The sequence below is a fragment of the Alteromonas sp. CI.11.F.A3 genome, from assembly GCF_032925565.1.
Classification (GTDB): domain Bacteria; phylum Pseudomonadota; class Gammaproteobacteria; order Enterobacterales; family Alteromonadaceae; genus Alteromonas.
On record NZ_CP136708.1, the window covers coordinates 2,273,433 to 2,298,140 of the forward strand.

General features: G+C 42.4%; 22 protein-coding genes. 14 read left to right on the forward strand and 8 right to left on the reverse strand.

Annotated features, from left to right (window positions below; translation table 11 throughout):
- The first annotated feature begins 30 nt into the window (after positions 1-30).
- From R1T43_RS09775 to R1T43_RS09800, 6 genes are read left to right on the forward strand one after another with little or no spacing between them, the layout of a single operon-like run.
- Positions 31-882, forward strand: coding sequence for a DUF547 domain-containing protein (locus R1T43_RS09775; protein ID WP_410549015.1), 852 nt, complete (start codon positions 31-33; stop codon positions 880-882).
- Positions 869-2,293, forward strand: a complete 1,425-nt coding sequence (locus R1T43_RS09780) for an ABC transporter substrate-binding protein (RefSeq protein WP_317355491.1) — start codon at positions 869-871, stop codon at positions 2,291-2,293. The genes R1T43_RS09775 and R1T43_RS09780 overlap by 14 nt, the downstream gene beginning before the upstream one ends.
- The gene (locus R1T43_RS09785; protein WP_317355494.1) at positions 2,293-4,176 is read left to right on the forward strand and encodes an ABC transporter permease; all 1,884 of its coding nucleotides are present in this window, start codon (positions 2,293-2,295) and stop codon (positions 4,174-4,176) included. The genes R1T43_RS09780 and R1T43_RS09785 overlap by 1 nt, the downstream gene beginning before the upstream one ends.
- Positions 4,173-4,808: an ATP-binding cassette domain-containing protein gene (locus R1T43_RS09790; protein WP_317355496.1), complete on the forward strand. Its 636-nt coding sequence runs from the start codon at positions 4,173-4,175 to the stop codon at positions 4,806-4,808. The genes R1T43_RS09785 and R1T43_RS09790 overlap by 4 nt, the downstream gene beginning before the upstream one ends.
- Positions 4,802-5,461: a CDP-alcohol phosphatidyltransferase family protein gene (locus R1T43_RS09795; RefSeq protein WP_317355498.1), complete on the forward strand. Its 660-nt coding sequence runs from the start codon at positions 4,802-4,804 to the stop codon at positions 5,459-5,461. Before R1T43_RS09790 ends, R1T43_RS09795 begins: the two co-directional genes overlap by 7 nt.
- On the forward strand, positions 5,461-6,249 hold the full coding sequence (locus R1T43_RS09800; RefSeq protein WP_317355501.1) for a sterol desaturase family protein: 789 nt from the start codon (positions 5,461-5,463) through the stop codon (positions 6,247-6,249). Before R1T43_RS09795 ends, R1T43_RS09800 begins: the two co-directional genes overlap by 1 nt.
- Before the next feature lie 58 nt (positions 6,250-6,307).
- Here the strand turns inward: R1T43_RS09800 and R1T43_RS09805 are convergent, their stop codons facing one another.
- A complete protein-coding gene (locus R1T43_RS09805; protein ID WP_317355503.1) occupies positions 6,308-6,886 on the reverse strand; it encodes an exopolysaccharide biosynthesis protein in 579 nt (192 codons plus the stop codon).
- Between the two features lie 248 nt (positions 6,887-7,134).
- Between R1T43_RS09805 and R1T43_RS09810 the strand changes: the two genes are divergently transcribed.
- Positions 7,135-8,574, forward strand: coding sequence for a sensor domain-containing diguanylate cyclase (locus R1T43_RS09810; protein WP_317355505.1), 1,440 nt, complete (start codon positions 7,135-7,137; stop codon positions 8,572-8,574).
- Here R1T43_RS09810 and R1T43_RS09815 read toward each other — a convergent pair.
- On the reverse strand, positions 8,571-9,617 hold the full coding sequence (locus R1T43_RS09815; protein WP_317355507.1) for an alcohol dehydrogenase family protein: 1,047 nt from the start codon (positions 9,615-9,617) through the stop codon (positions 8,571-8,573). The two genes, R1T43_RS09810 and R1T43_RS09815, sit on opposite strands and share 4 nt — an antisense overlap.
- Before the next feature lie 12 nt (positions 9,618-9,629).
- Positions 9,630-10,166, reverse strand: coding sequence for a TetR/AcrR family transcriptional regulator (locus R1T43_RS09820; RefSeq protein ID WP_317355510.1), 537 nt, complete (start codon positions 10,164-10,166; stop codon positions 9,630-9,632).
- Positions 10,167-10,635: 469 nt separating this feature from the next.
- Here R1T43_RS09820 and R1T43_RS09825 point away from each other — a divergent pair, with 469 nt between their 5' ends.
- Positions 10,636-11,274, forward strand: coding sequence for a hypothetical protein (locus tag R1T43_RS09825; RefSeq protein ID WP_211071025.1), 639 nt, complete (start codon positions 10,636-10,638; stop codon positions 11,272-11,274).
- Positions 11,275-11,276: 2 nt separating this feature from the next.
- The gene (locus R1T43_RS09830) at positions 11,277-12,095 is read left to right on the forward strand and encodes a DUF3307 domain-containing protein (protein WP_317355514.1); all 819 of its coding nucleotides are present in this window, start codon (positions 11,277-11,279) and stop codon (positions 12,093-12,095) included.
- On the opposite strand, the gene R1T43_RS09835 is transcribed toward R1T43_RS09830, so the two are convergent.
- The 4 genes from R1T43_RS09835 to R1T43_RS09850 form a co-directional block, all read right to left on the reverse strand.
- Positions 12,092-14,152: an EAL domain-containing protein gene (locus R1T43_RS09835; RefSeq protein WP_317355517.1), complete on the reverse strand. Its 2,061-nt coding sequence runs from the start codon at positions 14,150-14,152 to the stop codon at positions 12,092-12,094. The two genes, R1T43_RS09830 and R1T43_RS09835, sit on opposite strands and share 4 nt — an antisense overlap.
- A complete protein-coding gene (locus R1T43_RS09840; protein ID WP_211071022.1) occupies positions 14,149-14,634 on the reverse strand; it encodes a YfiR family protein in 486 nt (161 codons plus the stop codon). The genes R1T43_RS09835 and R1T43_RS09840 overlap by 4 nt, the downstream gene beginning before the upstream one ends.
- Positions 14,635-14,643: 9 nt before the next feature.
- Entirely contained in the window at positions 14,644-15,702 is a 1,059-nt protein-coding gene (locus tag R1T43_RS09845; RefSeq protein ID WP_317355520.1) for a hypothetical protein, read from the reverse strand.
- Between the two features lie 186 nt (positions 15,703-15,888).
- Positions 15,889-16,734 carry a DUF4437 domain-containing protein gene (locus R1T43_RS09850; RefSeq protein ID WP_317355523.1) on the reverse strand — a complete coding sequence of 282 codons (846 nt, stop codon included), beginning with the start codon at positions 16,732-16,734 and terminating at the stop codon, positions 15,889-15,891.
- Between the two features lie 233 nt (positions 16,735-16,967).
- Between R1T43_RS09850 and R1T43_RS09855 the strand changes: the two genes are divergently transcribed.
- The 5 genes from R1T43_RS09855 to R1T43_RS09875 all read left to right on the forward strand — a co-directional run bounded on the left by R1T43_RS09855 (position 16,968) and on the right by R1T43_RS09875 (position 22,777).
- Complete coding sequence (locus R1T43_RS09855; protein WP_317355524.1) at positions 16,968-17,927, forward strand: LysR family transcriptional regulator; 960 nt, start codon at positions 16,968-16,970, stop codon at positions 17,925-17,927.
- Between the two features lie 113 nt (positions 17,928-18,040).
- Positions 18,041-20,500: a TonB-dependent receptor gene (locus R1T43_RS09860; RefSeq protein ID WP_317355526.1), complete on the forward strand. Its 2,460-nt coding sequence runs from the start codon at positions 18,041-18,043 to the stop codon at positions 20,498-20,500.
- A 35-nt stretch (positions 20,501-20,535) separates the two neighbouring features.
- On the forward strand, positions 20,536-20,817 hold the full coding sequence (locus R1T43_RS09865) for a hypothetical protein (RefSeq protein ID WP_211071017.1): 282 nt from the start codon (positions 20,536-20,538) through the stop codon (positions 20,815-20,817).
- Positions 20,814-22,490, forward strand: coding sequence for a PepSY-associated TM helix domain-containing protein (locus R1T43_RS09870; protein ID WP_317355531.1), 1,677 nt, complete (start codon positions 20,814-20,816; stop codon positions 22,488-22,490). Before R1T43_RS09865 ends, R1T43_RS09870 begins: the two co-directional genes overlap by 4 nt.
- Positions 22,490-22,777, forward strand: coding sequence for a DUF3325 family protein (locus R1T43_RS09875; protein ID WP_317355534.1), 288 nt, complete (start codon positions 22,490-22,492; stop codon positions 22,775-22,777). The genes R1T43_RS09870 and R1T43_RS09875 overlap by 1 nt, the downstream gene beginning before the upstream one ends.
- A gap of 15 nt (positions 22,778-22,792) precedes the next feature.
- Here the strand turns inward: R1T43_RS09875 and R1T43_RS09880 are convergent, their stop codons facing one another.
- Positions 22,793-24,166 (reverse strand): hypothetical protein, encoded by a 1,374-nt coding sequence (locus R1T43_RS09880; RefSeq protein WP_317355537.1) that lies wholly within the window; start codon positions 24,164-24,166, stop codon positions 22,793-22,795.
- Between the last annotated feature and the right edge of the window lie 542 nt (positions 24,167-24,708).

Here is a 24,708-nt window from a genome sequence, read left to right on the forward strand (position 1 = left end):
ACCTTAGCGTCAAGGTTAGCTTCATATGCAATGGGTGCGTTACTACTGGTTATGCCAGTGGTAGCTCACGCTGAAGCTTCTCTACACCAACCCTTTTCAGCAATGCTAGCTAAATACGTTGTGCCTATTAACCCTGTTGATAAAGGCAGGGGGGATGGAGAGGCGGACTTGCAAGGTATAAGCTCTAAAGGCACGAGCACACAAGTTGTTTATTCGGGCTTTAAATCGTCTCAAACTGAACTCACTGCTTATCTAAAGAGCTTATCAGCAGTGTCACAAGATACGTTTGAACAGTGGGATCAAAACACGCAGTTAGCGTTTTTAATTAATGCGTACAATGCGTATACCATCGATTTAATATTAACTCGCTACCCTGATTTAACCTCTATTCGTGACATTGGGGGTTTCTTTTCGTCACCATGGAAACAAGAGTTTGCTGTGTTATTGGGTAAAAAACGCAGCCTTGATGATATAGAGCACGGGCTCATTCGTGAAAAGGGTGTGTATAACGAACCTCGTATTCACTTTGCGGTAAACTGCGCGAGTATTGGTTGCCCTGCATTACGTGAAGAAGCCTATGTGGGCGATAAGTTAGATGAACAATTAGAACAGCAAACCGTTCGTTTCTTATCTGACAATAGCCGCAACTATTACGATGGGAATACGCTACACATTTCGAAAATTTTCAGTTGGTATAAAGACGACTTCGAAATGAAATGGCGTGATTCATCAAGCCTCAATGGGTTTCTTGCTCATTATGGCAGTGCATTATCATCCAACGATGGTAAGTCACTTGATAACGATGACATAAAAGCGATTAAGTCTGGTAATAGCGAAATTGAGTTTTTGGATTACAACTGGGCATTGAATGACCAAGAGTAATTTAATGTTAGCGGCGTTAGGCAGTTTGTTTCGTCTAACGCCACTGTGCCTGTTTACTACCCCAACTGTAAAACCAAGATCGACTGTAAATGTACAATCAGTTATTCATGTAGCAGTTCAAGTGACAGGCCTCTTAAAAACCGTATTTACCGCAATAGCCGTCGCCATGCTTGCAACGGCGTTAGCTTATGGATCGGAAGCTGCACAATCGCTAGGTCAAATAAACCCTGAAGTTCAAACAAGCACTCGACTAAAAGGCCAGCCTCAAAATCAATCACCAGCTTCTAATCAAAAGCTAGGCGATTCGCCTACCGTGCAGTTTCATGCGTGGGGCGGCAGTGCCCAAGTGAATGGATATATTCAGTGGGTAGGCCAGCAAGTAAGTGACCAATATAATATTACCTTGAACCATGTGAAACTAGCCGATACCAGCGATGCGGTATCTCGGGTACTCGCTGAAAAAGCGGCGGGTAACAACAACCAAGGTAGCGTTAACTTAATTTGGATTAATGGCGAAAATTTTGCTGCCATGAAACGCCACGATTTATTATTGAAAGACTGGGCTAATAGCATTCCTAATTTTGCCCTCACGAACCCGGCTCGTAACCCTGCTATGATCACCGATTTTGGTATTGCTACCGACGGGCAAGAAGCACCGTGGGGCAAGGCATCTATGGTATTTTATTATAATAATCAGTTTGTAGAAAATCCTCCGCTCAATATTCATGAATTACTTGCCTTTGCCAATCAATACCCGGGTCGATTTACTTACCCATTACCCAACGATTATTTAGGCATCAGCTTTTTAAAGTATGCGGCCATAGCGTTAAATCAAGATCATCAAGACTTGCTGTATAAGCCGGTAACTGACAACGCATTAACGAAAATCATCCCCGTGCTTTTTGAATATTTAGATGCGTTACACCCTCTGATGTATAAAGAGGGGGACTATATGGTACGCCAAGCTTCGCAACTTCAGCGTTTAATGGGAACCAGCGAATTATTGTTGGCATTTTCGTTTACCGCCGCCGAAATACCCAGTGCAGTAAACCGATTTGACTTACCTAAAAGCATTCGCACTTACGCGATGCAAGATGGCAGCTTAGCGAACGTGCATTTTATCGGCATTACCTATAACACCGAAAATGTTGCAGCGGCTAAGCAAGTGGTGGATTTTTTATTATCTCCTCAAGCACAAGCAAAAAAGCAGCAGTTGGCGGTATGGGGTGACGATTCAGTACTTGATTTTTCCATGCTAGCTGCCCACGACAAAGCGTTGTTTAAACCCATATCACACCATGCTTCTGCACTTAACAAAGAAAAGACAGTACCACTTTTCGCTGAACCTCATAGCAGTTGGACAGATGCGATACGACAAGCGTGGTTTGCACGCTATGGTGAGCGTTTCTGATGTCGGTTCTAATGTCTGTGCTTTCACGAACTCAATGGCTTCGCAGCATGACGCTTTTTCAACGTATAACGGTGATTGTACGGGTGTTACTTATTTTGCTGTTAAGCCTGCCGGTATTGGCGGGGCTAATTGGCGTGGTGTTACCTGCCTTTGGTTATTTTCCGGCACTGGATGCTCATCATTTTACCTTCAGTGTTTTTGCTCAGCTATTTGCGATAGATGGCATGGGTAAAATGGCATTGTTATCGTTTTCCACCGGCTTATTAGCCACCATGATTTCCGTTGCGAGTGCCTTTTTGCTCTTGGCGGTGTTTTATCGTTCATCCTATTTAAACAAGCTACAAACTTGGTTAAGTCCGCTATTAGTCTTGCCCCATGCGGCTGCGGCCATTGCGCTGTTGTTTGTACTTTCACCTTCAGGCTTCTTTTCGAGCATTGTTACAAATGTGAGTAACATACTAAGTAGTATAGGGATAAGTGAAGCAACAAATGTAGATGGCGCCAGCACACTATTGCCGCCGATGTGGGCATTTCCGTACGACAGTTACGGTATATCTATTATTATTGCGTTGGCACTTAAAGAACTGCCTTTTGTGTTTTTAATGGCAGTAAGTGTGATGTCGCAGCCACACGTTAAACGTAAGTTAGACGGTTATTTTAATAGTGCAACGGCGCTAGGATACTCGCCGGTAACCGTGTTCTTTAAAACCGTTTTCCCCATCGTGTATCCCCAAGTACGTTTACCTATATTGGCGGTGTTAGCTTATGCTACGGCGAATGTGGAAATTCCTTTATTGTTAGGCCCCAATAACCCGCCCACGTTAGCCGTGGCGGTAGTGCAATGGTTTAATCATGTAGATTTGTCGATGCGCTTTCAGGCATCGGCGGCTGCATTGCTTCAAGTCGCTGTAACTTTAGTGGCTATTAGTGTATGGATAGTGGGTGAAAAAGTAGCGAAGCATACACAAGTTCGCTTCTATTCAAATGGGCATCGGCATACAGGGCAAACTCTTAGCACCATAGTCGCCTACGCCATAGTGGCCATTTATACGCTGCTAATACTCTCGATAATCATCAGCACGATATTGTGGTCTGTTGCTACCTTTTGGCAGTTTCCAGCTTTTTTACCAGAAGGTTTTACTTTGCTGCATTGGAAAACCACGCTTGCTGCGCTGGCCGAACCTTTCAACAATACCGTATTGCTTGCTGTGTTAGTGAGCGGTTTTTCGGTGATAGTGGCTACATTGGCGTTAGAAGCAGAATCTTTAAACGGCAATAGCGGCAATATCGCGGATAACGGGCATAAAAGTAATCCCTCATCTTACTTTAACGGTTGGGCAGGGGCGTTGCTGTCACTTACTTTGTTTTTACCACTGCTAGTACCAGGCGTCGCCTTCTTATATGGCCTAGTATGGTTTCAATTAGCCTATTTCAACGAGGCAGTGTGGTTTCATTTGTTTATTAGCCACCTTGTGTATGTTTTGCCTTATGTGTTTATTTCGTTAGCGGTGGCTTATCGTAAGTTTGACCCTAGATATATTCAAGTTGCCTACGGCATGGGAAAAACGCCATGGCAGGTGTTTGTAAAAATAAAACTACCCTTATTGTTTGCTCCCATGCTGGTGGCTTATGCGTTAGGGCTTGCCATTAGTTTTAGCCAATATTTGCCTACCTTACTAAGTACCGGTGGGCGTATTGCTACCGTTACTACAGAAGCGGTGGCAGCGGCTTCGGGCAGCAGTGCTAGGTTAACAGCGGTGTACGTGATAGTACAAACGCTTATGCCCTTACTAGGCTTTATATTGGCGTGGTGGCTACCCACAATTTGTTTTAACCCGATGGGGCGCTATACGCTTCTGCAAACAAGGAAATCGAAATTATGACCTTGAAGTTAGATAGGGTGAGTTTGTTTCGATACACAGATACCTTGCTTTCACTCGATGAAGTAATCAACCCTGGCGAAGTGCTGTCTATCATGGGGCCAAGCGGCTCTGGCAAATCGACCTTATTGAACGCGATTGCCGGGCAGTTAACTGCGCCTTTTTCCATGACAGGAAGTATATACATTAATGATAAGTGCATTGATGACATGCCAGCTCATAAACGTGGGGTAGGCGTGCTATATCAAGATCCTTTGCTTTTTGAACATATGACTGTTGGGCAAAATATTGCGTTTGCATTGCCTTCTAGTGCGCTTAATAAAACGCAGCGCGAGCAACGGGTTAGTGAAATGTTAGTCGAAGTGGGGCTTAACGATTTACAACACAGACCCGTACAGACCTTATCAGGCGGGCAACAGGCGCGTATCGCGTTGTTACGAACTTTGGCTGCGGCACCAAGTGTGGTGTTACTCGATGAGCCATTTAGTAAATTAGATGCTACCACCAAAACTCAAATGCGAACCTGGGTATTCGGTCAGCTTAAAGCTCGTGGGCTACCTACTTTGTTAGTTACGCACGACAATGAAGACGTAGAAGCTGCCCAAGGGCAATTAATAGAGATAGAAACATGTTAGACGCTAAAGTTACGCCTTATATAAAGCCGCTGTTAAGGCCCATGATAGTGGCGCTTAGCAAAGCCTGCGTTACCCCAAATCAAGTTACCTTGGCTGGTTTTGTTATTGGTATGTTGGCGGTTCCTGCCATTATTAATGGGTGGTGGGTATTGGCGTTCATTTGTATCATAGCGAACCGAGTATTCGACGGTATAGATGGCGAACTTGCTCGCTTTCAGCAAAGTAGCAGTAGTGCAGGTGGCTTTTTAGATATTTGTTTAGACTTTCTATTTTACGCGGCAGTACCGTTAGCATTTGGAATTGCAAACCCTAGTGAATGGGGCGTACCTGCGTTAGTGCTAATGGCCGCGTTTGTAGGAACGGGCAGTAGCTTTTTGGCCTTCGCCGTCGCCGCAGAAAAATTTAATATAGAAAAACCACAGTTCAAGAATAAGAGTTTTTATTATATGCAGGGGCTCACCGAAGGCACCGAAACCATACTCTTGTTTTTAGCATTTTGTACATGGCCGGCATATTTTCCGGTGTTGGCTTATGTTTTCGCGGCAGCATGTGGCATTACCATCATAACCCGAGTTTACAGTGGTTTTACCACCCTTAAAGCCGTAGAAGGCATTGATGACTACTGTAGTAACAAAGAAAAAGAGAAGTCATAGTGGATAACACTGCACTTGTTCGAGTTAGTCTATTTTTAGGCATATTCGCGATAATGGCTCTGCTGGAAGCATGGCTGCCAGCGAGGCAATCGGTATTGGGGCGCGCCAGCCGGTGGAAAGGCAATCTGAGTATGGTGGTATTAGGTGCGCTGTGTTCAAGAGTAGTGTTGCCTGCCAGCTTAGTAGGTGTGGCCTTGTGGGCTGATAATACTAATGTGGGGTTATTCAACAGCCTAAATATGAGCCACTGGGTTCTGGTCGCTTTTAGTGTATTGCTGTTAGATATGGTGATTTATTGGCAGCATCGGCTATTTCATAAAATTCCTCTTTTATGGCGTATTCATAAAATGCATCACGCTGACAGCCACGTAGATACCACCACAGGGCTTCGCTTTCACCCTATCGAAATTATATTAAGCTTATTCATTAAAGCGGTGGTGGTTGTCGCTTTTGGGGTACCTGCTGTTGCGATAGTTATTTTCGAAGTGGGTTTGAATGGGTTTGCCCTGTTTAACCATGCAAATATTCGACTGCCACAGAAGTGGGATGACAGAATTGGGATGCTTATTATTACCCAGCGGTTGCATCGCATTCACCACAGCCAGCGTAAAGAAGAATCTAATACTAACTTTGGCTTCAGTGTGTCTTGGTGGGACAAGCTATTTGGTAGTTTTAAAAGCCGTGCAACCATGCGTGATGAAGATATTGCTATAGGCCAAAAAGATTACCCAGCAACCAACGATAATGCAGGCATAATAGCTTTATTGAAAATGCCATTTAATCGCTAAATGCCACGTGGCAATGCTCACTAGCCTATGCCATCCTCACTAGTCTATGCCAGTCTCGTTAGACTATGCCAGAGACTTTGAGTGTTAGGTACACGGTACCTAGCTGAATTATCATTCCTAAGCCAATAAAAACACCATCTCGGTTGGTCATGCCTATAGCTGTTAGTGTTAGTGCAAATGCAGGGAGTGCTACTGCGAAAGGCACAACCTCAAGAGGGATCATACAGAGTGATGCTATAGCACAATAACCCGCTACTATATTTTTCCATGGCGCTTTTGATAGTACTGCTAAGCGTGGTTTTAACAGCTTTTCGGTTTTTTTAACGTAAGGTTTTGCTCTATCTACAGCATTTTCTAGCTTGTCTTGTTTAATTTCCTGTTTGGTAATTCTATTTGGTAGCCAAGGTGCACTTCTGCCCAATGCGACTTGTATGCAAATTAGAAAGAGGATTATACCGCATAGTGAGGGCACGCCAGGAATAGCACCGGTAGGCAGTAGGGCAATTAACGAAGGTATAAGCAGCAGTGGGCCAAAACCTCTGTCTTCAAAGCGAGCAATAATATCTCCTGCGCTTTGCTTTTCGCCTCCGTCTTCATCAATTAACTTGTCCAAAAGCCCACTTATTGACTCATTCATATCAACCCATCCATAAGTTACCTCGCATCTTAATGAAAGAAACTATGGTGAAACATAGCTGCTGTAACTTATTACGTAAGTACCATGTAATGGATTACTGCAAAAATTCTTAACGTTAAATCTATTTGCTGAAAAGCGCGTTTTATTAATATGTACTAAAGTAAAAGCTAATTATTTAACTTCTATAAGGGGTATATGTGAAGCCAAATGAAGGCATAGCATTGTTGCGTTAACTTCCTACGTGTTTATTGTTCAAACGCCTTGGAGAAACAAAGTTTGATGTCAGCACTGCATTTGCACGTCAATTCGGTGAGTCATGTGTATCTGATGCGTTCTTAGACAGCCTACGTTTTTTCGATCCTATTACAAAAGATGAGTTGTCAGGCAGCTATCACCCTTTTGCCATTGCAGAGGAAACACTGCACCTTTGCCAGTGGGTTCGCATACAATCTTATGAAAGAGGAATTCAGTTTTTTATAGAAAGTGCTGTTATTACCGTTGACGGCGTTACCTTAGTGGTGATTAACGCGAAGGCGGTTCAAAATAATTTGTTCATCGCACCTGAAGAGTCTTCACCTGTGGGTAAACACATTGCCTTTAATGGCTTACTTTCAACACTTTCTTCGCAACTGATTAATACTACCAGTGACAAAATTGATAGCCTTATAGAAAATATTCTGGGCGCATTCGGTGAATTCTGCGACCTTGACCGTTGCTATTTATTTGAATTTTATGATGACACAAAGTTTGCCTGTAACACCCACGAATGGGTTGCTGCAGGAGTAACGCCTTATAAAAACGATCTGCAAGCGCTACCGATGGAATCCATGCCTTATCTTAATAGAAAGATTAAGCAAGATGGCCTTTTTAAGGTGAATAATGTGGCCTATTTACCGAAAGAGGCGACGGGAGAAAAAGAGGAATTTGAGCGAGAGCGCATTTGTTCGATTCTTTGCGCCGCGATTGAATTAGATAAAGGCATTTTCGGCTTTATCGGCTGTGATATCACGGGTAGCCCTTACACGTGGCGTGATTATGATATTAAGTATTTACAGCGTATAGCCCAAATGTTGGCTAATACATTACAAAACGCCCATAACGAACGAGCACTGCACCAAGCAAAACAGCAGCTTATAGAGGCCAACCTTAAGTTAGCAAAACTTGCCAATATTGATGGTTTAACGGGGATAGCAAACAGAAGGCTGTTTGATGATACCTTACAAAGCGATATACAAAGAAGTGTGCGATGTAAAACGCCCCTAAGTTTGTTGTTGATTGATGTTGATCACTTCAAAATTTACAACGACTGCTATGGTCACGTAGCGGGCGATAAGGTATTAATTCAGGTGGCGGAAATATTAAAGAAAACCTGTATTGGCAATGATGACGTGGTGGCAAGGTATGGTGGTGAAGAATTTGCGGTCATTATGCCCTTCACTGACATGAGCTCAGCGTTAAAAGTGGCCGAGCGTATTCGCAGCAATATCGAGCAAGCATCCATCGTATTCAAGCAATCTAGCTACAACAGTAGACTGACCATAAGTTTAGGTGCTTCTACTATGGCATTTAGTCACCCAGTGAGCCCTAACGAATTGATACAGCGAGCAGATGCTGCACTTTATTTGGCTAAATCGTTAGGGCGTAATCGCGTTGATATATGGGAAACCCATGAAGCTGCACTGCGTTAAAGCGTAAGCACCAATTTTCCAATATGTGCTTTCTGCTCGAAGTCTGTTTGCGCTTGTTTAATATCTTCAATGGGATAAGTTTTAGAGACAAGCGGGGCAATGTCGCCTGCTTCAATACGCTTCACTACGTTGCCAAATACTTCTTCACAAATCACAGTACAGCCCAGCAATTGTAAATCTTTTAAGTATAGGGTTCTAACATCTAAGGTTACGCTATGCCCAGCAATGGCGCCCGATACTGCGTAGCGACCAAAGGGGCGCATCATATCAAGCAGTTCTGGCCATCTTGGGCCGGCCACTAAATCGATAACAACATCAAAGGGCTTATCTTTCGCATACGCTACCCAATTACAGTCGCGCGTTAGCGTATCGTCGGCCCCTACCGCTTTCAACTCTTCTTGTTTCGATTCACTGGTAATGGCGACTACAAAAGCGCCTCTTGCTTTTGCTAGTTGTACTGCAGCAGAACCAACGCCACCAGACGCGCCAGTAACGAGTACTCTGTCTCCAGCCACTACATTAGCGCGGTGCAGCATGTTTTCAGCGGTAGAATATGAACATGGAAATGAAGCAAGTTCGGCATCGGTCATGGTTGTGTTGATGGTGTAGGCATGTTTTGCAGCTACTTTTGTATATTGAGCAAACCCACCATCACACTCTGACCCAAAATACCAAGGTGCAGGTAATTTAGCACCATTCGCTTCGGTTAAGCAGGGTTCAATAATGACTCGTTCACCAATGCGTGAAGTGCTTACCTCACTGCCTACAGCTACAATATAGCCGCATACATCTGCGCCTTGAATAAGGGGAAGCGCTAGCGGTGTGCCAGACCAAGATGCATCTTCTGCGTCGTTATCGCCTTTTGAATACCAGCCTTTGCGGGTATTTAGGTCTGTATTATTGACACCTGCGGCGGCCACCTTAATAACAACATCAGTGGCAGCTGGAATAGGCAGAGGGAGATTGTGACGAATACTTAGGGCATCAAGGTCGCCATGATGAGTAAGCACCACCCCTTTCATGTGTGAGGGAAGTTGTGACATAAATCGTCTCCTTTAAGACAAACCGTGTTTAATAAGTGTCTGATCTAGCAAAGCTTGCGTTGTGATTAGCGCTTGTTTACCCATGGTTGGCCACGCAGCCGACATCCCTTCATGCATAATGAAAAGTGAATTAGACAGTGATTCGTTTCGGGTTAAGTCAAAAAGCCATTGGCGCACGTCGGCTTTATGCGTATTTACGGCTGTGGTTACCTGTGCGTAGTTTGGGTAGCTAGATAAGGCTTGTAATGACATACACCCGTTAGGGGCGTATTGGGCTAACCACAAGGCCAAACGTGAAAAAACATGCTTTACCGCTGCTTTCATATCGTCTGGGCAGTCTGTTGCTAGAAATGATAAATACCGCTGGTGGCGATGGGTAAGTGCCCCAATGATCATATCTTCCTTAGAAGGAAAATATTTGTATAACGTTTTTAGCGTGGTACCTGTTTGTTCTTTTAAGAAGGCGACATTAGGCTGGGTGAAGCCATAAGCGCTAAAAGCGCTTTCTAACCGTGCAGCAATGTCATTTCTTCGCTCATCGGGCGTCATCTTGCTCTCCAATTTCAGGTCAACGTCTAGGAAAGGGTAGAATGCTTGTTCTACCCTGATGGGGTGAAGGGTAGAGTAATCATTCTACCTTTGCAAGTTGTGTTATAAGATTTGTGAGTAACCTACTTATATTGAGACTTTTTTATGTCATGGGTAACGCTAATTTTTGTTGCTAACGCTTTTGACTAAACCACACATGTGAGCGTTTGTAGTTACTTTTTAATGTGACTATTTATGGTAACTTTGCGAAATGTGATTATTTATAGTAACTTTAATGAAAGTGCTTTATTACGGTAACTTCCAACCGTTGAAATTAACCGCCGAAGTTATATTGCATCTGTATAAAAATACAGGCAATCTAAATTGCGGCTATGATGCAGATAACATAAAAGTGGGTGCAAGCTAGATATGAGTTTTTGATTATTAACCAAAATCAGCTGCTACCCCAAAGAGTAAATAAAGGGAAAGTATGGATAATACGAACAAGCGGCAGGCGGTAATAACCGGTGATATCGCAAACTCCCAGCAGTTAACTAATACCGATTTAGCTCATGTGTTAGAGGTGCTAACCAATGAACTGAAAGAACAATCGGCAATTTACAGCGGACAATACGACGTCTTTCGTGGAGATGCTTTTCAGGTTGTTATTCCAGAGTCTAAAAGTGCCATGCTGGTGGCCATTTGCATCCGGTTAGCATTAAAAGCCTGCACGCCCACTACAGATATACGTATTAGCGTAGGTGTTGGTAAAGTGAGTTTTACTGATGGGAAAGTGAAAACCGGAAATGGTGATGCCTTCGTTCGTTCGGGTAGGACGCTTGATAGTTTGAAGTCACAATATCTTGCCTTTTCTAGTGACAATGAAGCTTTCAATAAACACGCAAGCTTGATGACTGCCTTTGTTGATAGCCATATTACTTCCTTAACGCAAACACAGTCAGAAACCTTACTGGCCTATATTAAAGCAGAAGATAAAGGTCATGAGAATATAGCGAATACGCTGGGGAAAAACCGCAGCAATATCACTCGTATTTTAAACGCCAGTCAATATCATCTCGTCAGTGATTATTTAGATTATATGGCAACAGAAGTGGAAACGGAGCAGTAAGCATGGAGCAACTTAGCATGGTAATAGGGCTATTGGTTGCCCATTTACTCGGAGACTTCTATTTTCAGCCAACTCACTGGGTGGAAAGCCGAAACACTAAACATCTTCAATCCCCTGCATTATACCTTCACGCTTTATTGCATGGGGTATTAGCTCTTATTGCCTTACTCGCGATGTCGGCCATAATGGTACTTACTACAAAAGAGTCGTGTATGGCAGATATCGACTTTACCGCACTTTTAATGGTGGCTGGCGGGATATTAATAAGCCATTTTATTATAGATGCAATAAAGTCTTACGCGGGAAGCACAACCTTAGCATTTGCAATCGATCAAGCGGCACACATTGGCGTTATCGTTATTTTATGGGCGCTGCTTACTGCTCAGGTCGAGGCACTGTTTGAGCAAATTTTACTGATTAACCATCAGCATCTGACCATACTCTTGGCGTACTTAATTATTCTAAAACCAACGTCTATTTTTATAAAACAACTCCTGTCGCCATGGAGTAAAGAGCTTGATGAGCATGCTAAACCAAAAACAGCCAGCACGTTAGTACAGCTTCCCATACAAAATACGCTTGCTATGGCTGGGCAGCGAATTGGTTATTTAGAGCGTTTGCTTATTTTAACTTTTGTACTGATTAATCAATTTGCAGCAATAGGCTTTCTACTTGCCGCTAAATCAATTTTTCGGTTTGGTGATTTGACGAAAAGCGAAGATAAGAAGCTAACGGAATATGTATTGCTGGGTACATTGACGAGTGTGGTAATTACGCTAGCGGTAGGGCTTACCGTTAGATGGTTTATTGGAAAACTTTAGCTTTCGATAGTTTCTAACATCAATGTGGCTGCCGCATCAACCTGTAGAGGAGGGTGGTAGTAATAGCCTTGTATCACATCGCAGCCCATTTCACGCAGTCGCACAAGTTGGTCTTCTGTTTCCACACACTCGCCCACCGTGGCTAGGTTAAGCCCCTTGGCCAACATGACAATTGCGCTCACAATGCCATCGTTAGATTTAGACTTCCCGAGTTTCTGCACAAAACTGCCATCAATTTTCAACTTATCAATAGGCAAGGTGGAAATGTAACTTAAGCAAGAATAGCCAGTACCAAAGTCATCAATAGAGACTTTAAAGCCTAATTTTTTTAACTTTTTCAGTGACGTTAATGCAAATTCCGTAGAACTTATAAACGTGTTTTCAGTGAGCTCAACTTCAATAAGCTCAGGGGGTATTTGATTAGACGCCATAATATCCGCAATTTGCTCGGCGCAATCTAATTGAGTAATAAAACAAGCCGGCAAGTTAATCGCAACAGGCACTAAAGGAACACCTTGCTCCCGCCATTGATGCATCTGAGTACTTACCCGGTTTAATATCCATATACTGAGAGAATTGATAAGGCCAGCTTCCTCAGCAATAGGAATAAAGTCTGAAGGAGGAATATAGTTACCTTCACTATCTTGCCAACGTATTAATGCTTCCATGCCTTGAACACGACCTGTGTAGGCACAAATTTGAGGCTGATAAACCATATGAAAAGCATCTTCAAGTTTTAACGCTTGTCGTAATTGCCCTTCCACAGACAGTCGATTCAGTGAATTTTCTAACATGCCGTTGTTAAAAAAGCAGAACTGACCAGGCCCGTTTTCTTTAGCATGGTACATGCTGGTATCGGCATGCTTTAACAACGTTATGCCGTTTTCACTCTCTGTTTCATATATCGCAATACCAATACTGGTAGAAATGTGAAGTTGATGCCCTTCCAATTGCATGGGTTCACTCAAACTGGTGATGATTTCCTTAGCAAGGTACGCTAAATCATCTTTAGAGTGAGTTTCTTCAACCATAACCACAAATTCATCGCCACCCCATCTAGACACACTGTCTCGTTGCATCACGATTTCAGTCAGCTTCTTTGAAACTTCAATAAGCACTTTATCGCCAATATCGTGGCCCAAACTGTCGTTAATAAGTTTAAAGCGATCTAAATCTAGGAACATGACGGCCAGTGGGCTGCTATATTTATTGGCTTTGCTTACCGCAAGCTCCAACTGATCTACAAAAAGGTGGCGATTGGGTAAGTGCGTTAACGCATCATAATTGGCACGTTGATAAAGCTGGCGAGTTCGAAGTTCTACCAAACTTTCAAGTTCAGTATTGTGAGCCTTTAGCTGCTCTTGGTGATTTTCAACGGTTGCCAAAATATCGTTAACGCCAGAAAATAACTCGCCTAATTCGTCGTTACGTACTTCTGGCAGACGAGTGTGATATTCACGGGATGTGGCTACTTTTCTAATCAGTGAGATCAGTTTGTTGATGGGGCTGGTAAAGAGTTTCTGTAAACGAAAATTAAGCAAGTATGAAAGCAGCATACTTAACAACAATACGCCTATTACCACCATCATTGCTTGATGCTGTTGTGTATCTAGCGAGTACGTACTGGCAGATAGCAAGAGGTAACCAATAATTTCTTTATCAAAAACGATAGGCTCTAGAAAATAAAGCGCATCGTCCTTAAATGTTTCCCCTAGAGGAAGCTGCCTAGGGGAGGTGAGGTCTAAGACACCGTCTCTGGCGTATTCGGCGAATAGGTTAAAGTCCGCATCGTAAACTTTGGCAGTTAATGTAGCTTGTAACTGCGATGCCGCAAACAGTAAATCCTGGGTAGACTGAGCATCATTAAAAAGTACCGATGAGCGGCTAGCCGATGCCAACAATGTAGATTGGCTGCTAAGCACATTCACTAAGTTAGTTTTGTGATCATCGACGAAATTTGAATAAAGCAAACCCGCAACCAGACACAGAGATAAGAAGTTAACCGAAAGGACGGCAAGCAATTGTTTGGTAAAAAACGACGTAGAACGAAATATCATTTTATTTTCGCTACCTTCAACAATTCCGAGCTAATCGTTAACTCAAGACGTTCAGCCTCTGCTAAATCAATTTCAAACCTTAACCGATTGTTTTCTTCATAAAATGTAAATACCGCTGGGCGTTCAATAAGATTGGGTAAATCACTGATAATGATGGTTGAAGTGGCAAGGTTTACTAGGCTGTCATCATTTTCGATGAGATAGGCAAAGGTGCAGCTTTGTTTTCCGTCTAACATAACGATGCGAATGGACGCACCGCTGCTTGTGGGGCGGCTTTCAACTAACTGGGTTAAAAACTGCTGAAATGCTTCATCATTCTGTACACAAAAATTGACTGGATCAGTATTCATACTGCTCCATGTCATAAACTTTGTGAAGTTAAACATGTAAGCCGCTTTAACTTTGTCTAGTTTTTTTAAGTCGGCATAAGCCGAGTGACTAACGGCTAAAGTCAGAGCGACAGCAATGAATAATGAACGCATGTACAACGTTTAATACAACACGGAGAATTGAAGGCCTGCGCGCCACAATTCTTGGGGTTGAGGGCCATTTAGGTTTTGATATACAGGCTTACTGACATCGGCGACCACTTTTAACCAATCAATAGGAACAAACGAAACGCCCCCAAACACACTCACTTTTTCTCCGCCGTATAAATCAGGGTTAGTAATACTGGCAGGGTACGAGTAATTGCCACCTGTGGTAATTTCATCGTCCTGTCCGTGAATAGATTCTGAATAGCCAAATGCTGCACCAGTGAACAATGCCGTACTTTGAGAAAGTGGGAAGTTGTATTTACCACTGAGTTTATAGTTGTTGCCTAAGCGATAGTTTCTATCGTTAGTACCTGTACGAAGCATGGCTGATAGGGTAACGGTAAACGTGTGTTCCCCTTTATTTTGATAGCTTACTTCGATAGGAAAATCGTAGGTTCCTGAGCCTAATTGCATGGTGTAGGGGAGTTGTTGATCACCCGGATCTCTAGGCGTATCGCCTTGCTCATCAATTGAGCCGGTTGGCAGGCTAAGCCCTGCGGTAACCCACCAACTAAACTCACTGTTGTCTTCTAACGCGTAACTTGCTGAAAGCGCAATATCGCCCAAGCCTGAAGATGAAATAACGAAATGATCGTAACCTGGTACCACACTAATATGGTCAGTTTCTTGATGAATAAAAGGAACTTGAATACCGAGCTTTAGGCGTTCATTTACTTGGTAACCTAGTTGAATAATTTTAGCGTGTTGCTTGATAATCGTCGGCACAACAGGGAAGTTACTTGAAGTGCGCGTTTCTTGTCCAAAAGAGAACAACACATCATCAAGGCTCACGTCGCTATCATTGACTTTATAACCATCAAACTCTGCGGCTTTTAGTTGTACAGCGAAACTCCACTTATTAGGCGAAGATTGTTCACTGTCACTTTCGTTTATATCGATATCAAGCAAGGCTTGGAAACTTAATTCTGCGAATTCTGAAGGCGTACTTTGTGCTAGGGCTGCGGGTGTAAAAGAAACTAAGCTAACGCTGGCTATTCTCAGAAACTCTCTCATTAGTGCGCTCCGAGATTGGCCAAGAGGAAAGTAAAAATAAAGTATTGTTATACTATTACAAACTTCTTATATACTCGTCAACCACTATTGCAGCTTATTCAACCAATTGATTAGAAAAGAATAAATTAAAATAAAATGAAGATTTTTCACCTATTTATCGCGTTTAAAGAGCGAGCTTTAAGACTGCTAGAAAACACTATATGCACTATTGGTGCGAATATAAATAGTCGTCTCTTGCTTACTTTTATTCACGAGTTGATGGTTAAAAGTACCAGTAGATTCTACGTAGCTTCCCGCACTTAACGATACCGGTGAAGTAACCTCCACAGATTGATATTCAACGTCACCCGCTATAACTACAGCGCGAAATTCGCTGGCTTGTGTGCCAATAGTACCTTTAAAGCCAGCCGGTAACTTAACCATTGAGCCGTTGATATCGGCGGTGTTGCCCCACAAGTACGTTGATGAAACACCTAGTACACTTATGTTAGGCAGCTGGGCATCGTTTAACCACACTATGTTATCTTTATGCAGGTTTAGTGGACGTTCGCCGTTGTCGAAATGCTCACTAGATGGCTTTACTAGGTAAGGGCCAGAATCTATTTCTAAGTAAATTAAGTTTGCGCTGTCGTTAGCTGCGGTGGTGTGATTTTCACCAGCAGGTTGAGTCCAAAAAGAACCAGCTGGCATCCACATTTTGTCAGCGCTTGGGTCGTCATTGTGCATAGCACCTTCAATCACAATACCGCGATAGGTAATGTTGTGAATGTGCGGTGGAGACTCAAAGCCTTTATTAAAACGTACCAGCATACCGGTTGCCGTATCTTTAGTACGATCGCCCCAAAGATCTGCTGCACCTGGGCTTTTATCGCCGCGAAGCGGGTTTAGGTAACCCCACTCAATATCGGTTGCCGCCACCACCTTAGATGCTGTCTGGGCTGCAAACGCTGCTGTGCCCACCAACGATGTAGAAAGTACTATGGCGCTTGAAAAAGCAAGTGCGAGCGTTGTTGCTTTAATTGTGAATTTCATTTTTTAACCCTTTAACTTGATTGCTTGGGCGTATTTTATGAGCTTACAGACAGTGGAAAAATGGGCAAATAGCAAATACACTTTCGCTAAAACGTGGATAATAAATAAGGTAATTAAATCTATTGTCTCGCTTTAAGCTGTAATAAAGCGGATCTGATTAACGTTTATACCCTCGAACTTACGCAGCGTTAGTCACATTAACTCACGCGCTAGCAATTGAAAAAGAAGATGTTATGAAGACAGAAGACCTGCAAGTATTGCTCAAGGTGGCAGAATTGCATTCAATTACTGCTGCGGCTAATCAACTAGACATTAGTTCTTCTGCCGCAAGCGTTGCGCTAAAGCGCCTAGAGCAACAGTTAGGCACTCAGCTATTTGTGCGAACCACCCGCAAAATTCGGTTATCCCCGGAAGGGGAGCGTTTTCTGCCCTTATGTCAGCAAGCGGTAGATTTGTTGCAACAAGGTGTTATGCGTATCAGTGAAAAGCAGCAAGACATTAATGGCGAAGTGAAAATGGCCATGTCTTCCGAGATGGGCCGTAATCTAATGCGGGTTTTGCTGAACGATATTATGAATGAGCATGAAGACTTGTCGCTAAGGTTGCAGGTAAGTGACAGCCGAGTCGACTTCTATCGCGACGGGGTAGATGTTGCTTTAAGAGCCATGACGAAAAGCGCAGTGCAGGAACTTAATATGTATGGGTTCAAAATTTGTAATATTCCACACTTTATCTGCGCATCTCCCAGTTATATAGAAAACCATGGCGAGCCTACCACTCCTGAAGAATTAGCCAATCATAATGCATTGCTTTACAAATTATACGAGCTAACCCACGACGGTTGGGATCTTTATAAAGGGGAAGGTAAAGAGAAATTCAAAGTGAAAGTGAAAAGCAACCGCGCAGTGAATGACGGCGATATTGTTCGCCGATGGTGTGTGGACGGCGTGGGAGTAGCGAAAAAATCTGTTATCGATATTGCAGAAGATTTAATTGCTGGGCGACTTCAGCGGATCATGCCAGTTTATCACATACCCCTTACGGAAATGTGGCTGGTATTGCCTAGCAGGCAGCTTATTACCCCAGCTATACGGCTCATTCGCGATGAACTGAAAGTGAAAATCAATCAAATAAGAAACGTACTTCTTGATAACAACATGATAAGTAAAGAAGAGTGGCCGTTAGATGAATAAAGCATCAAATAAGGATTTTATGTAAATATAGTTGAAATAAAAAAGGTGTTTAATTACCATGCGCGGCTGATAATGAGATTGGTTATCATTTGCAACTAAACATCGGACACATAATGCACATAAACTTCACACACACTTCTAAAGTTGGCGCAGCGACTGCGATTTTCTCTCTTTTTTATACCACTGCAATTTCAGCACAAGCAGTGCAGTCGGAAGATGCAATACCACTTGCTCAAGCTAGCAAAGAAACACAAAAAGAACAAAAAGTTCAAGATGAAAATTTAGATGTTATTACCGTTTACGGTCGTCACAACAGATTAATTCTTGAATCGGGTACGGCAACGAAGTCAAACATGAGCCTCATGGAAACTCCTGCTGCTGTAGTTGTGGTTGATGGAACATTATTACGAGAGCAAGGCGTTGACACGCTGCAGGAAAGCATTCGTAATATTAGTGGCTTGACCCAAGACGGTAACAATTATGGGGTAGGTGATAACCTTGCCATACGTGGTTTAGGTGTGAATTATACCTACGATGGAATTTATGCGGGTGCTGATTTAGGGAATAGCTATAACCCAACTCGTTCAATGACTAATGTAGAAAGTATTGAAGTGTTAAAGGGGCCGGCAACGGGTCTTTATGGAATGGGTGAAGCTGGCGGTATTATCAACCTTATTGAGAAAAAGCCAGAATTTGAAGAGCAATATGAGATAAAAGCATCGGTAGGTAGCTGGGACAGTTACTCATTAATGTTTGACGCAACGAACGCGATAAATGACTCGTTAGCCTATCGAGTTGTAGCTAATCATGAACAATCTGACGGTTACCGTGGTCTTAGCGATGAACGTAGTGAGTTGTATACTTCGTTACGATATGACCATTCTGCTGATAACAGGTTTTTAGTTTCGGCGGCGTATATTGATGATGCTATTCAAATTGATTCTATCGGTCATCCTGTCCGCCTTATCGACTTAACGTTATTAGACGCAGATGCGGGCAGCATTACTGCGCAAGATCTAGTTAATGATGATACCAACAGCGGTGGTTTACAACTAACCGATGATCAAATAGCCGAGCTAGCAGCATCGTTAACATCTACTGATGGTGTTCAGCCATATGATTTAGGCGATACTAGCCTTATTTCACCGTTGTCAGAACCTAATGAAGGCAAAGAGTTCCGTGTTAAGGTGCGTCAAGATCTGAACTTCGCTGATAATTGGACACTGACACAACAACTTCAATATCGCACCTATGAAACAGATTATATTCGTCAAACCAGTGCATACAACTATGTTTATACAGAGCGTACAGACATCATTAACTTAGCGCCTCGTGCACCATTGGTTATTGATGATGTTCTGTATCCGTTTGCTGCTCGCAGGCAGGAGTACCGAAATATTGTTGCCGATGAAGAAGTGTGGCAATACTTTATTGATGTAACGAATACATGGTCAGCTGGCGGTGTTGAGGGTGAACACTTATTTAGCGCGAACTATGAAGATCATGAAATGTCATATGCACAGTGGTCTATCTGGGACGCTGATGATACGCGAAGTGATGCAGTGCCATACATTTTAGATATTCGTAATCCAAATTGGCCTACTGGCACATTCGATGATTACAACCCATCTTTACGCAGCAAGTATGAAAAAGAAGTATCAAGCTGGGGCGTGAGTTTCCAAGAAGTATTGTACTTCAACGAATACTTTACGGGGCGTTTTGGTGGAGCTTACGGAGCAGTTAAACAAACCTACTTGAACCAATTCAGCGACGGCAACCCTGAGTACGATGCTGATGATGATGGTTTTACTTATAATGTAGGCTTAACCTATAAAGTAACCCCCAATGTCTCTACCTTTATCAACCATTCAAAGGGTAGAACTGCATACAGTGTATTGGGGTCGTTGAGTGAAGAAAATAACCGACCTGATTCAGAATCGATTTCATGGGATTTAGGACTGCGTTTTACTGCTTTGTCTGAGCAGTTGCTTGGTTCAATCGTAGTGTTTGATACCGCAAGAACCAACCTGCAATACACTAACCCACTGTATGAAGATAACATTGACGATCCGGCATATAACATTGATGTTCCTGAGTTTTATTACGATGAACAAGAGCGTACTACCGGTGTTGAAATTGATATTAACTTCGATATTAATGAACAATGGGCATTAAATACTAATGCAACGTACCAAGAACCTGTCACTGAGCCTGGTGATTTTGCAAGCAGTACAGACGAAGAGCAAACCAAAGGTATAGCGGAAAAAACCGCGAGTGCATGGTTAACCTATAGTCATGTGTTTAGTGCATTGCCTGCACCAGTAAAATTCAGCGTAGGGGTGTCTTATGAAGATGAGCGTACTATTTCTGCCTCGTCTTTCGGTATTGACTATGCCTTCGTAGACTCATATACCGTGTGGGATGCAGCTATTAGCTACGTATCAAATGACTGGGACATTCAGCTAAACATCAAAAACCTTGATAATACCGATTACTACAGCAGTGCCATGTACCTTGGTGGACTTCCGGGTGAGGAAAGAAATGCCAAGTTATCTGTAGCTTACCGCTTTTAACAAAAGCATTCACAGTAAGACAGGTAATACAAAGTTTGACTAAAAACGTAGACATTATACTGCGTAGCATAGCCGCCATTATTGGCGGCTATGTGCTATCCGCACTCTCATCAATTTATTTAACCTACGGGTTGGTAAACTTACTATATATAAATGACGGCGTAGCAGTGTTATCCGCTAGCATGCTGAGCTATATCGTATTTTTTGCTTTTTTCATTGCCAGCTTCGCGATTTCCAATATTGCAAAATGGTTAATTTTCTTAATCTTATTGATTGCAGTGGCAGTGTTATTTTTACCCTTGGTTGACGTACTGTGAAAACAACATTTAGAAAATCGATGATATGGCTTCACACATACTTAGGCTTAATAACCGGGTGGTTGCTGTTTACTATTTTTGTGACGGGAACCCTTAGCTATTTCACGCCAGAAATAACCTACTGGATGATGCCAGAGCGACAGGCTATCGTGATAGATGAACAGCAACAAAACCAAGTTTATACACAAGGCCAGCGCTACCAAGTTGAGAAGTCTATAGACTACCTAGAAACGCACGCAACAAATGCCACTTCATGGCGGGTTTATTTACCCACACAGCGAGATCATCATTGGTATGTTCAGTGGAGAGAAGGCAAAACGCGCCATTTAGTAAATTTTAATAAAGATGCCATACCCATAGAGACAACCACAGACACCAAAGGTGGCTTGTTTTTCAGAAACTTTCACTACACCTTGCAGCTAAGAGGCTACGGTGGGCGTTATATTGCAGGGGTTGCTGCTATGGCCATGCTGCTTGCACTTTTTACCGGAATATATACCCACAGACGTTTTTTCAAAGATTTCTTCACTCTAAGAAAGGGTAAGGTAACAAAGTGGACAACTGATTTTCATGCATTAATCGGCATCGTCACGCTGCCTTTCTGCTTAATGATTTGTATCAGCGCTATTATGATTTACGCCATTATGTACATGCCGTTTTCTGCCAATATGCATTTTGAAAAGGGCGAGCGGGGCGTTAATAAAGCCATTATTCCATCGTTGCCGCCGCTTGATAGTAATGCACAAGCGATAAATAGACTAAGTGAAAACCAGGACATTGCTTATTCCGCTATTGTGACGAATCTGCAAGCCCAATGGCAAGAACCCAACGCTATCAGACGAATTACCGTAGAATCGCCATCCAAAATAAATAGCCGATTTATAGTGGAGCGTACTAAAAGCTTATCGGTTTCAAATCGCGCTGAGCGTTTGGTTTATTCGAGTTATACCGCAGCACCCCTTGAAGGTTATGCCGATGAAAGTGCGCCCGCCACGATTAGGCGAATAATGTATGGTTTACATCAAGCTAACTTCGCCACTATTGGTTTGCGCTGGCTACTATTTAGTTTAGGTGTATTAAGTTGTGCACTTATTGCAACTGGGTTAGTGATTTGGACTAACCAGCGCCGTATTAACTATCTTAAAGCTGTTGATATCCGTACTACTCCAGCGATAGGTAAAAACCCGAGCAAGCTCCCCATATCCCTACAGATTATGGAAAAAGGTAATGTGGTAGCAATAATGGGGCTCGCGATTGCCACGTCGGCTTTTTTATTAGCTAACAGAATAATACCCACAGAGGTAACTAATCGTTCAGGCTTCGAAATTAATACGTTTTTTATTACCTGGCTATGCAGTGCAATTCACGCTGCTGTCAGGCCAATAAAATATGCATGGTATGAACAAGCATGCGCAGCCGCAATAAGTTATCTAGTGTTAGCGGGGGGAAGCGTGTGGCTCTTTTATGAGAGAACAATGCATGCATTTAATGCAGTAGATACAATATACCTGAGTTTTATGCTTATGTTCGGTATATGTAGCGTTGGGTTTATTGCCTTAGCTTATTGGTTAAGAGGGCGTTTAGATTATAAAAGGACACCTTCTTATCTGTCTCGATTAAGCAGTGAAACTTGCACAAATGAGATTCAAAATAATACAGAGAGTAAGCGGTAATGCTGGCAGTCACCGTTTTAATTATAGTCGGTATTAGTTTGCTCGCATTAGGAAGCAATAAGCATTTCAAGCGAGTGGGGTCGTTGTTTGGCCGTCAATTTAGTCGCAGTCGAAAACGTTATGTCCAAAACAGCATGCGTATTGGTGGGTGGCTATTGATGATGCTTTCTTTTGTTGAAATAGTAAACACGCCCGAACCGCTGGCAATATCACTGGTGTGGTGGTTTGCTTTAATCGCCGTAGCCATATTGTTAGTCGCGGTACTAATTAATCAGAAAAGTCCTTGATAGCAATTGCAATGGCTAATCACTCTCACGTACTTCCAGCGCTTCAATATTAATAATAGTAGAGCGGTTTAGGGTTATTTTAAATCGCTGAACTTGCTGCTGTTTTTGTTTGTTGGTATGCATTAGTACCACATTGATTTGATAGCGCCGTTCAACCGCCTGCTTAGTTATTTTATTGTTCTCTAATGAATACAGCCTACCTTCGCCTTTTTTCAGAAAGCGTATGAAGGGGGTGAGATTAAAATAGATACGTTGCTGTATGTCGTCGTAGCCAGGTAAGAAGCTTTTCGCATTTACGCGGGTATCACTACGAAAGTGAAGCAACTGTGCAGCTTGTTTATTTTGCTGCCTGCGGGTTTGGTACAACTTATCAACCTGCTTAGGTAAATCTTTATTACGAATGTATTCAAGCCAAATAGTTTGGGTGGCAATTCTACTTTTATTTACACTGTGGCTATAAATAATCTTCCACTTCGGCAGACCTTTTTGAATACGCCGCCAAATTACCCGAGTAATGTCTTCTTTAAAGATTTCTCTTAGCCCGTAAATAACACCAAGAATTCCCACGAAGGCCACTGTCACTTCAGTAAAGTTGGTACGTGCGTTTAGCACCAACACCATCACCGCAGCCATAATTACCGCTGTTACCGTACCCTTAACTAACCGGTTCAAATAGGTGTTGAGGCTTTTCGTTTTCTTTTGAAATACTACGCCGTATTCAATTAAACGCTGTAGTAGTCGCATTTTGTTAGTTATACGATTTGGATCGTCTAACGTAATCTGCGAGTTATATTGATTATCTGCACGGTACTGATTTTCTCGTCTACAAAAGTCGAAAAGAAATTTCCGCTCACTGGAATAATCGCTACTTTTCGGGGCAGAGGACAGCAACTTTAAAAACGACTGTTCTACCTGCCAACTCAAATAATTATCAGCATTCTCAAAATACGCCCGTAACTTTTCATCAGAAGGGGTGTAGCGCCTAAGCTTTTTCAATAGATCTGAGGTTTGCTCTGCTAGCACAATGGCTTGTGGGTAAAACGATTTGCTATCTTTAATCTTTAGCGTTTGCTTTACATCGGTGTCGAGAGCAGTACGGATTTGATACGAGTACAAGTTTAGATTTAAGCGGTAATCACTTTGCTCGCCTTTTTTCTGACTAATAAAACGACTACGCACCAAGGGAACATGGAGTTGATCGGAATGATAAGCACTGTGGTTTTGAATACTGTGGTGAAAATACTGTTCTTCGGTGAGGGTCTTCGAGCTAATACCCATTTCATCAGGCAGTGAAAAAAACAGGTCAAGACGCTGATGATCACTCGGCTGTAGCTGATAATCGACTCTTAAAGACAGGTTTTCATCTTGTGTGAGTTTAATCTTGTGCACTTAGGTAATTTTCGCCTTATTCATCACAGTGTTACCGCTTCTTACGAAAGTATGCACTAATTTGGTTTTGTTACGAACAATACTACGAATTATATCGCACTTATAGGGCGCTATTATACTTTGAAACCATTCATGGCAAATAATTCTGTCTATCTACTTAAGCAATAAACACTGATTTCCACAAATTTTTTTGGTTGTTTTATGAACGATCCATAGATTAGTGCTTAGTGTAAGAAATTGTTCGTGTTCTATCTAATCAGCAATTCTAAAAAGCGAATATTCTAACTGACTGTTGCAACCACCCCTCAAAGCTGTACACAAATAAAACTAAATAGAAAGAATTCGGCTAATAAAAAAGCAAAGTGTACACATTTTAAACCCTCCGTTTCGGATAAAATAAAGCGCCTTAGATTTAGCTCAAATCAATTTTAAACAAATTCAGTCTTTGTCAACGTTGAATTATTAGTGTTATTCCCTTAGTATTTATTTTTATTGAACGATCAATTAATAAAAAATACACATTACTTAGATAGAGTTGAATG

Coding starts and splice junctions, on each gene's coding strand:
- R1T43_RS09790 (WP_317355496.1), top strand. CDS start 4,173: ATGACCTTGAAGTTAGATAGGGTGAGTTTGTTTCGATACACAGATACC.
- R1T43_RS09805 (WP_317355503.1), bottom strand. CDS start 6,886: ATGAATGAGTCAATAAGTGGGCTTTTGGACAAGTTAATTGATGAAGAC.
- R1T43_RS09835 (WP_317355517.1), bottom strand. CDS start 14,152: ATGATATTTCGTTCTACGTCGTTTTTTACCAAACAATTGCTTGCCGTC.
- R1T43_RS09795 (WP_317355498.1), top strand. CDS start 4,802: ATGTTAGACGCTAAAGTTACGCCTTATATAAAGCCGCTGTTAAGGCCC.
- R1T43_RS09785 (WP_317355494.1), top strand. CDS start 2,293: ATGTCGGTTCTAATGTCTGTGCTTTCACGAACTCAATGGCTTCGCAGC.
- R1T43_RS09845 (WP_317355520.1), bottom strand. CDS start 15,702: ATGAGAGAGTTTCTGAGAATAGCCAGCGTTAGCTTAGTTTCTTTTACA.
- R1T43_RS09815 (WP_317355507.1), bottom strand. CDS start 9,617: ATGTCACAACTTCCCTCACACATGAAAGGGGTGGTGCTTACTCATCAT.
- R1T43_RS09840 (WP_211071022.1), bottom strand. CDS start 14,634: ATGCGTTCATTATTCATTGCTGTCGCTCTGACTTTAGCCGTTAGTCAC.
- R1T43_RS09780 (WP_317355491.1), top strand. CDS start 869: ATGACCAAGAGTAATTTAATGTTAGCGGCGTTAGGCAGTTTGTTTCGT.
- R1T43_RS09850 (WP_317355523.1), bottom strand. CDS start 16,734: ATGAAATTCACAATTAAAGCAACAACGCTCGCACTTGCTTTTTCAAGC.
- R1T43_RS09830 (WP_317355514.1), top strand. CDS start 11,277: ATGGAGCAACTTAGCATGGTAATAGGGCTATTGGTTGCCCATTTACTC.
- R1T43_RS09860 (WP_317355526.1), top strand. CDS start 18,041: ATGCACATAAACTTCACACACACTTCTAAAGTTGGCGCAGCGACTGCG.
- R1T43_RS09825 (WP_211071025.1), top strand. CDS start 10,636: ATGGATAATACGAACAAGCGGCAGGCGGTAATAACCGGTGATATCGCA.
- R1T43_RS09775 (WP_410549015.1), top strand. CDS start 31: ATGGGTGCGTTACTACTGGTTATGCCAGTGGTAGCTCACGCTGAAGCT.
- R1T43_RS09855 (WP_317355524.1), top strand. CDS start 16,968: ATGAAGACAGAAGACCTGCAAGTATTGCTCAAGGTGGCAGAATTGCAT.
- R1T43_RS09875 (WP_317355534.1), top strand. CDS start 22,490: ATGCTGGCAGTCACCGTTTTAATTATAGTCGGTATTAGTTTGCTCGCA.
- R1T43_RS09820 (WP_317355510.1), bottom strand. CDS start 10,166: ATGACGCCCGATGAGCGAAGAAATGACATTGCTGCACGGTTAGAAAGC.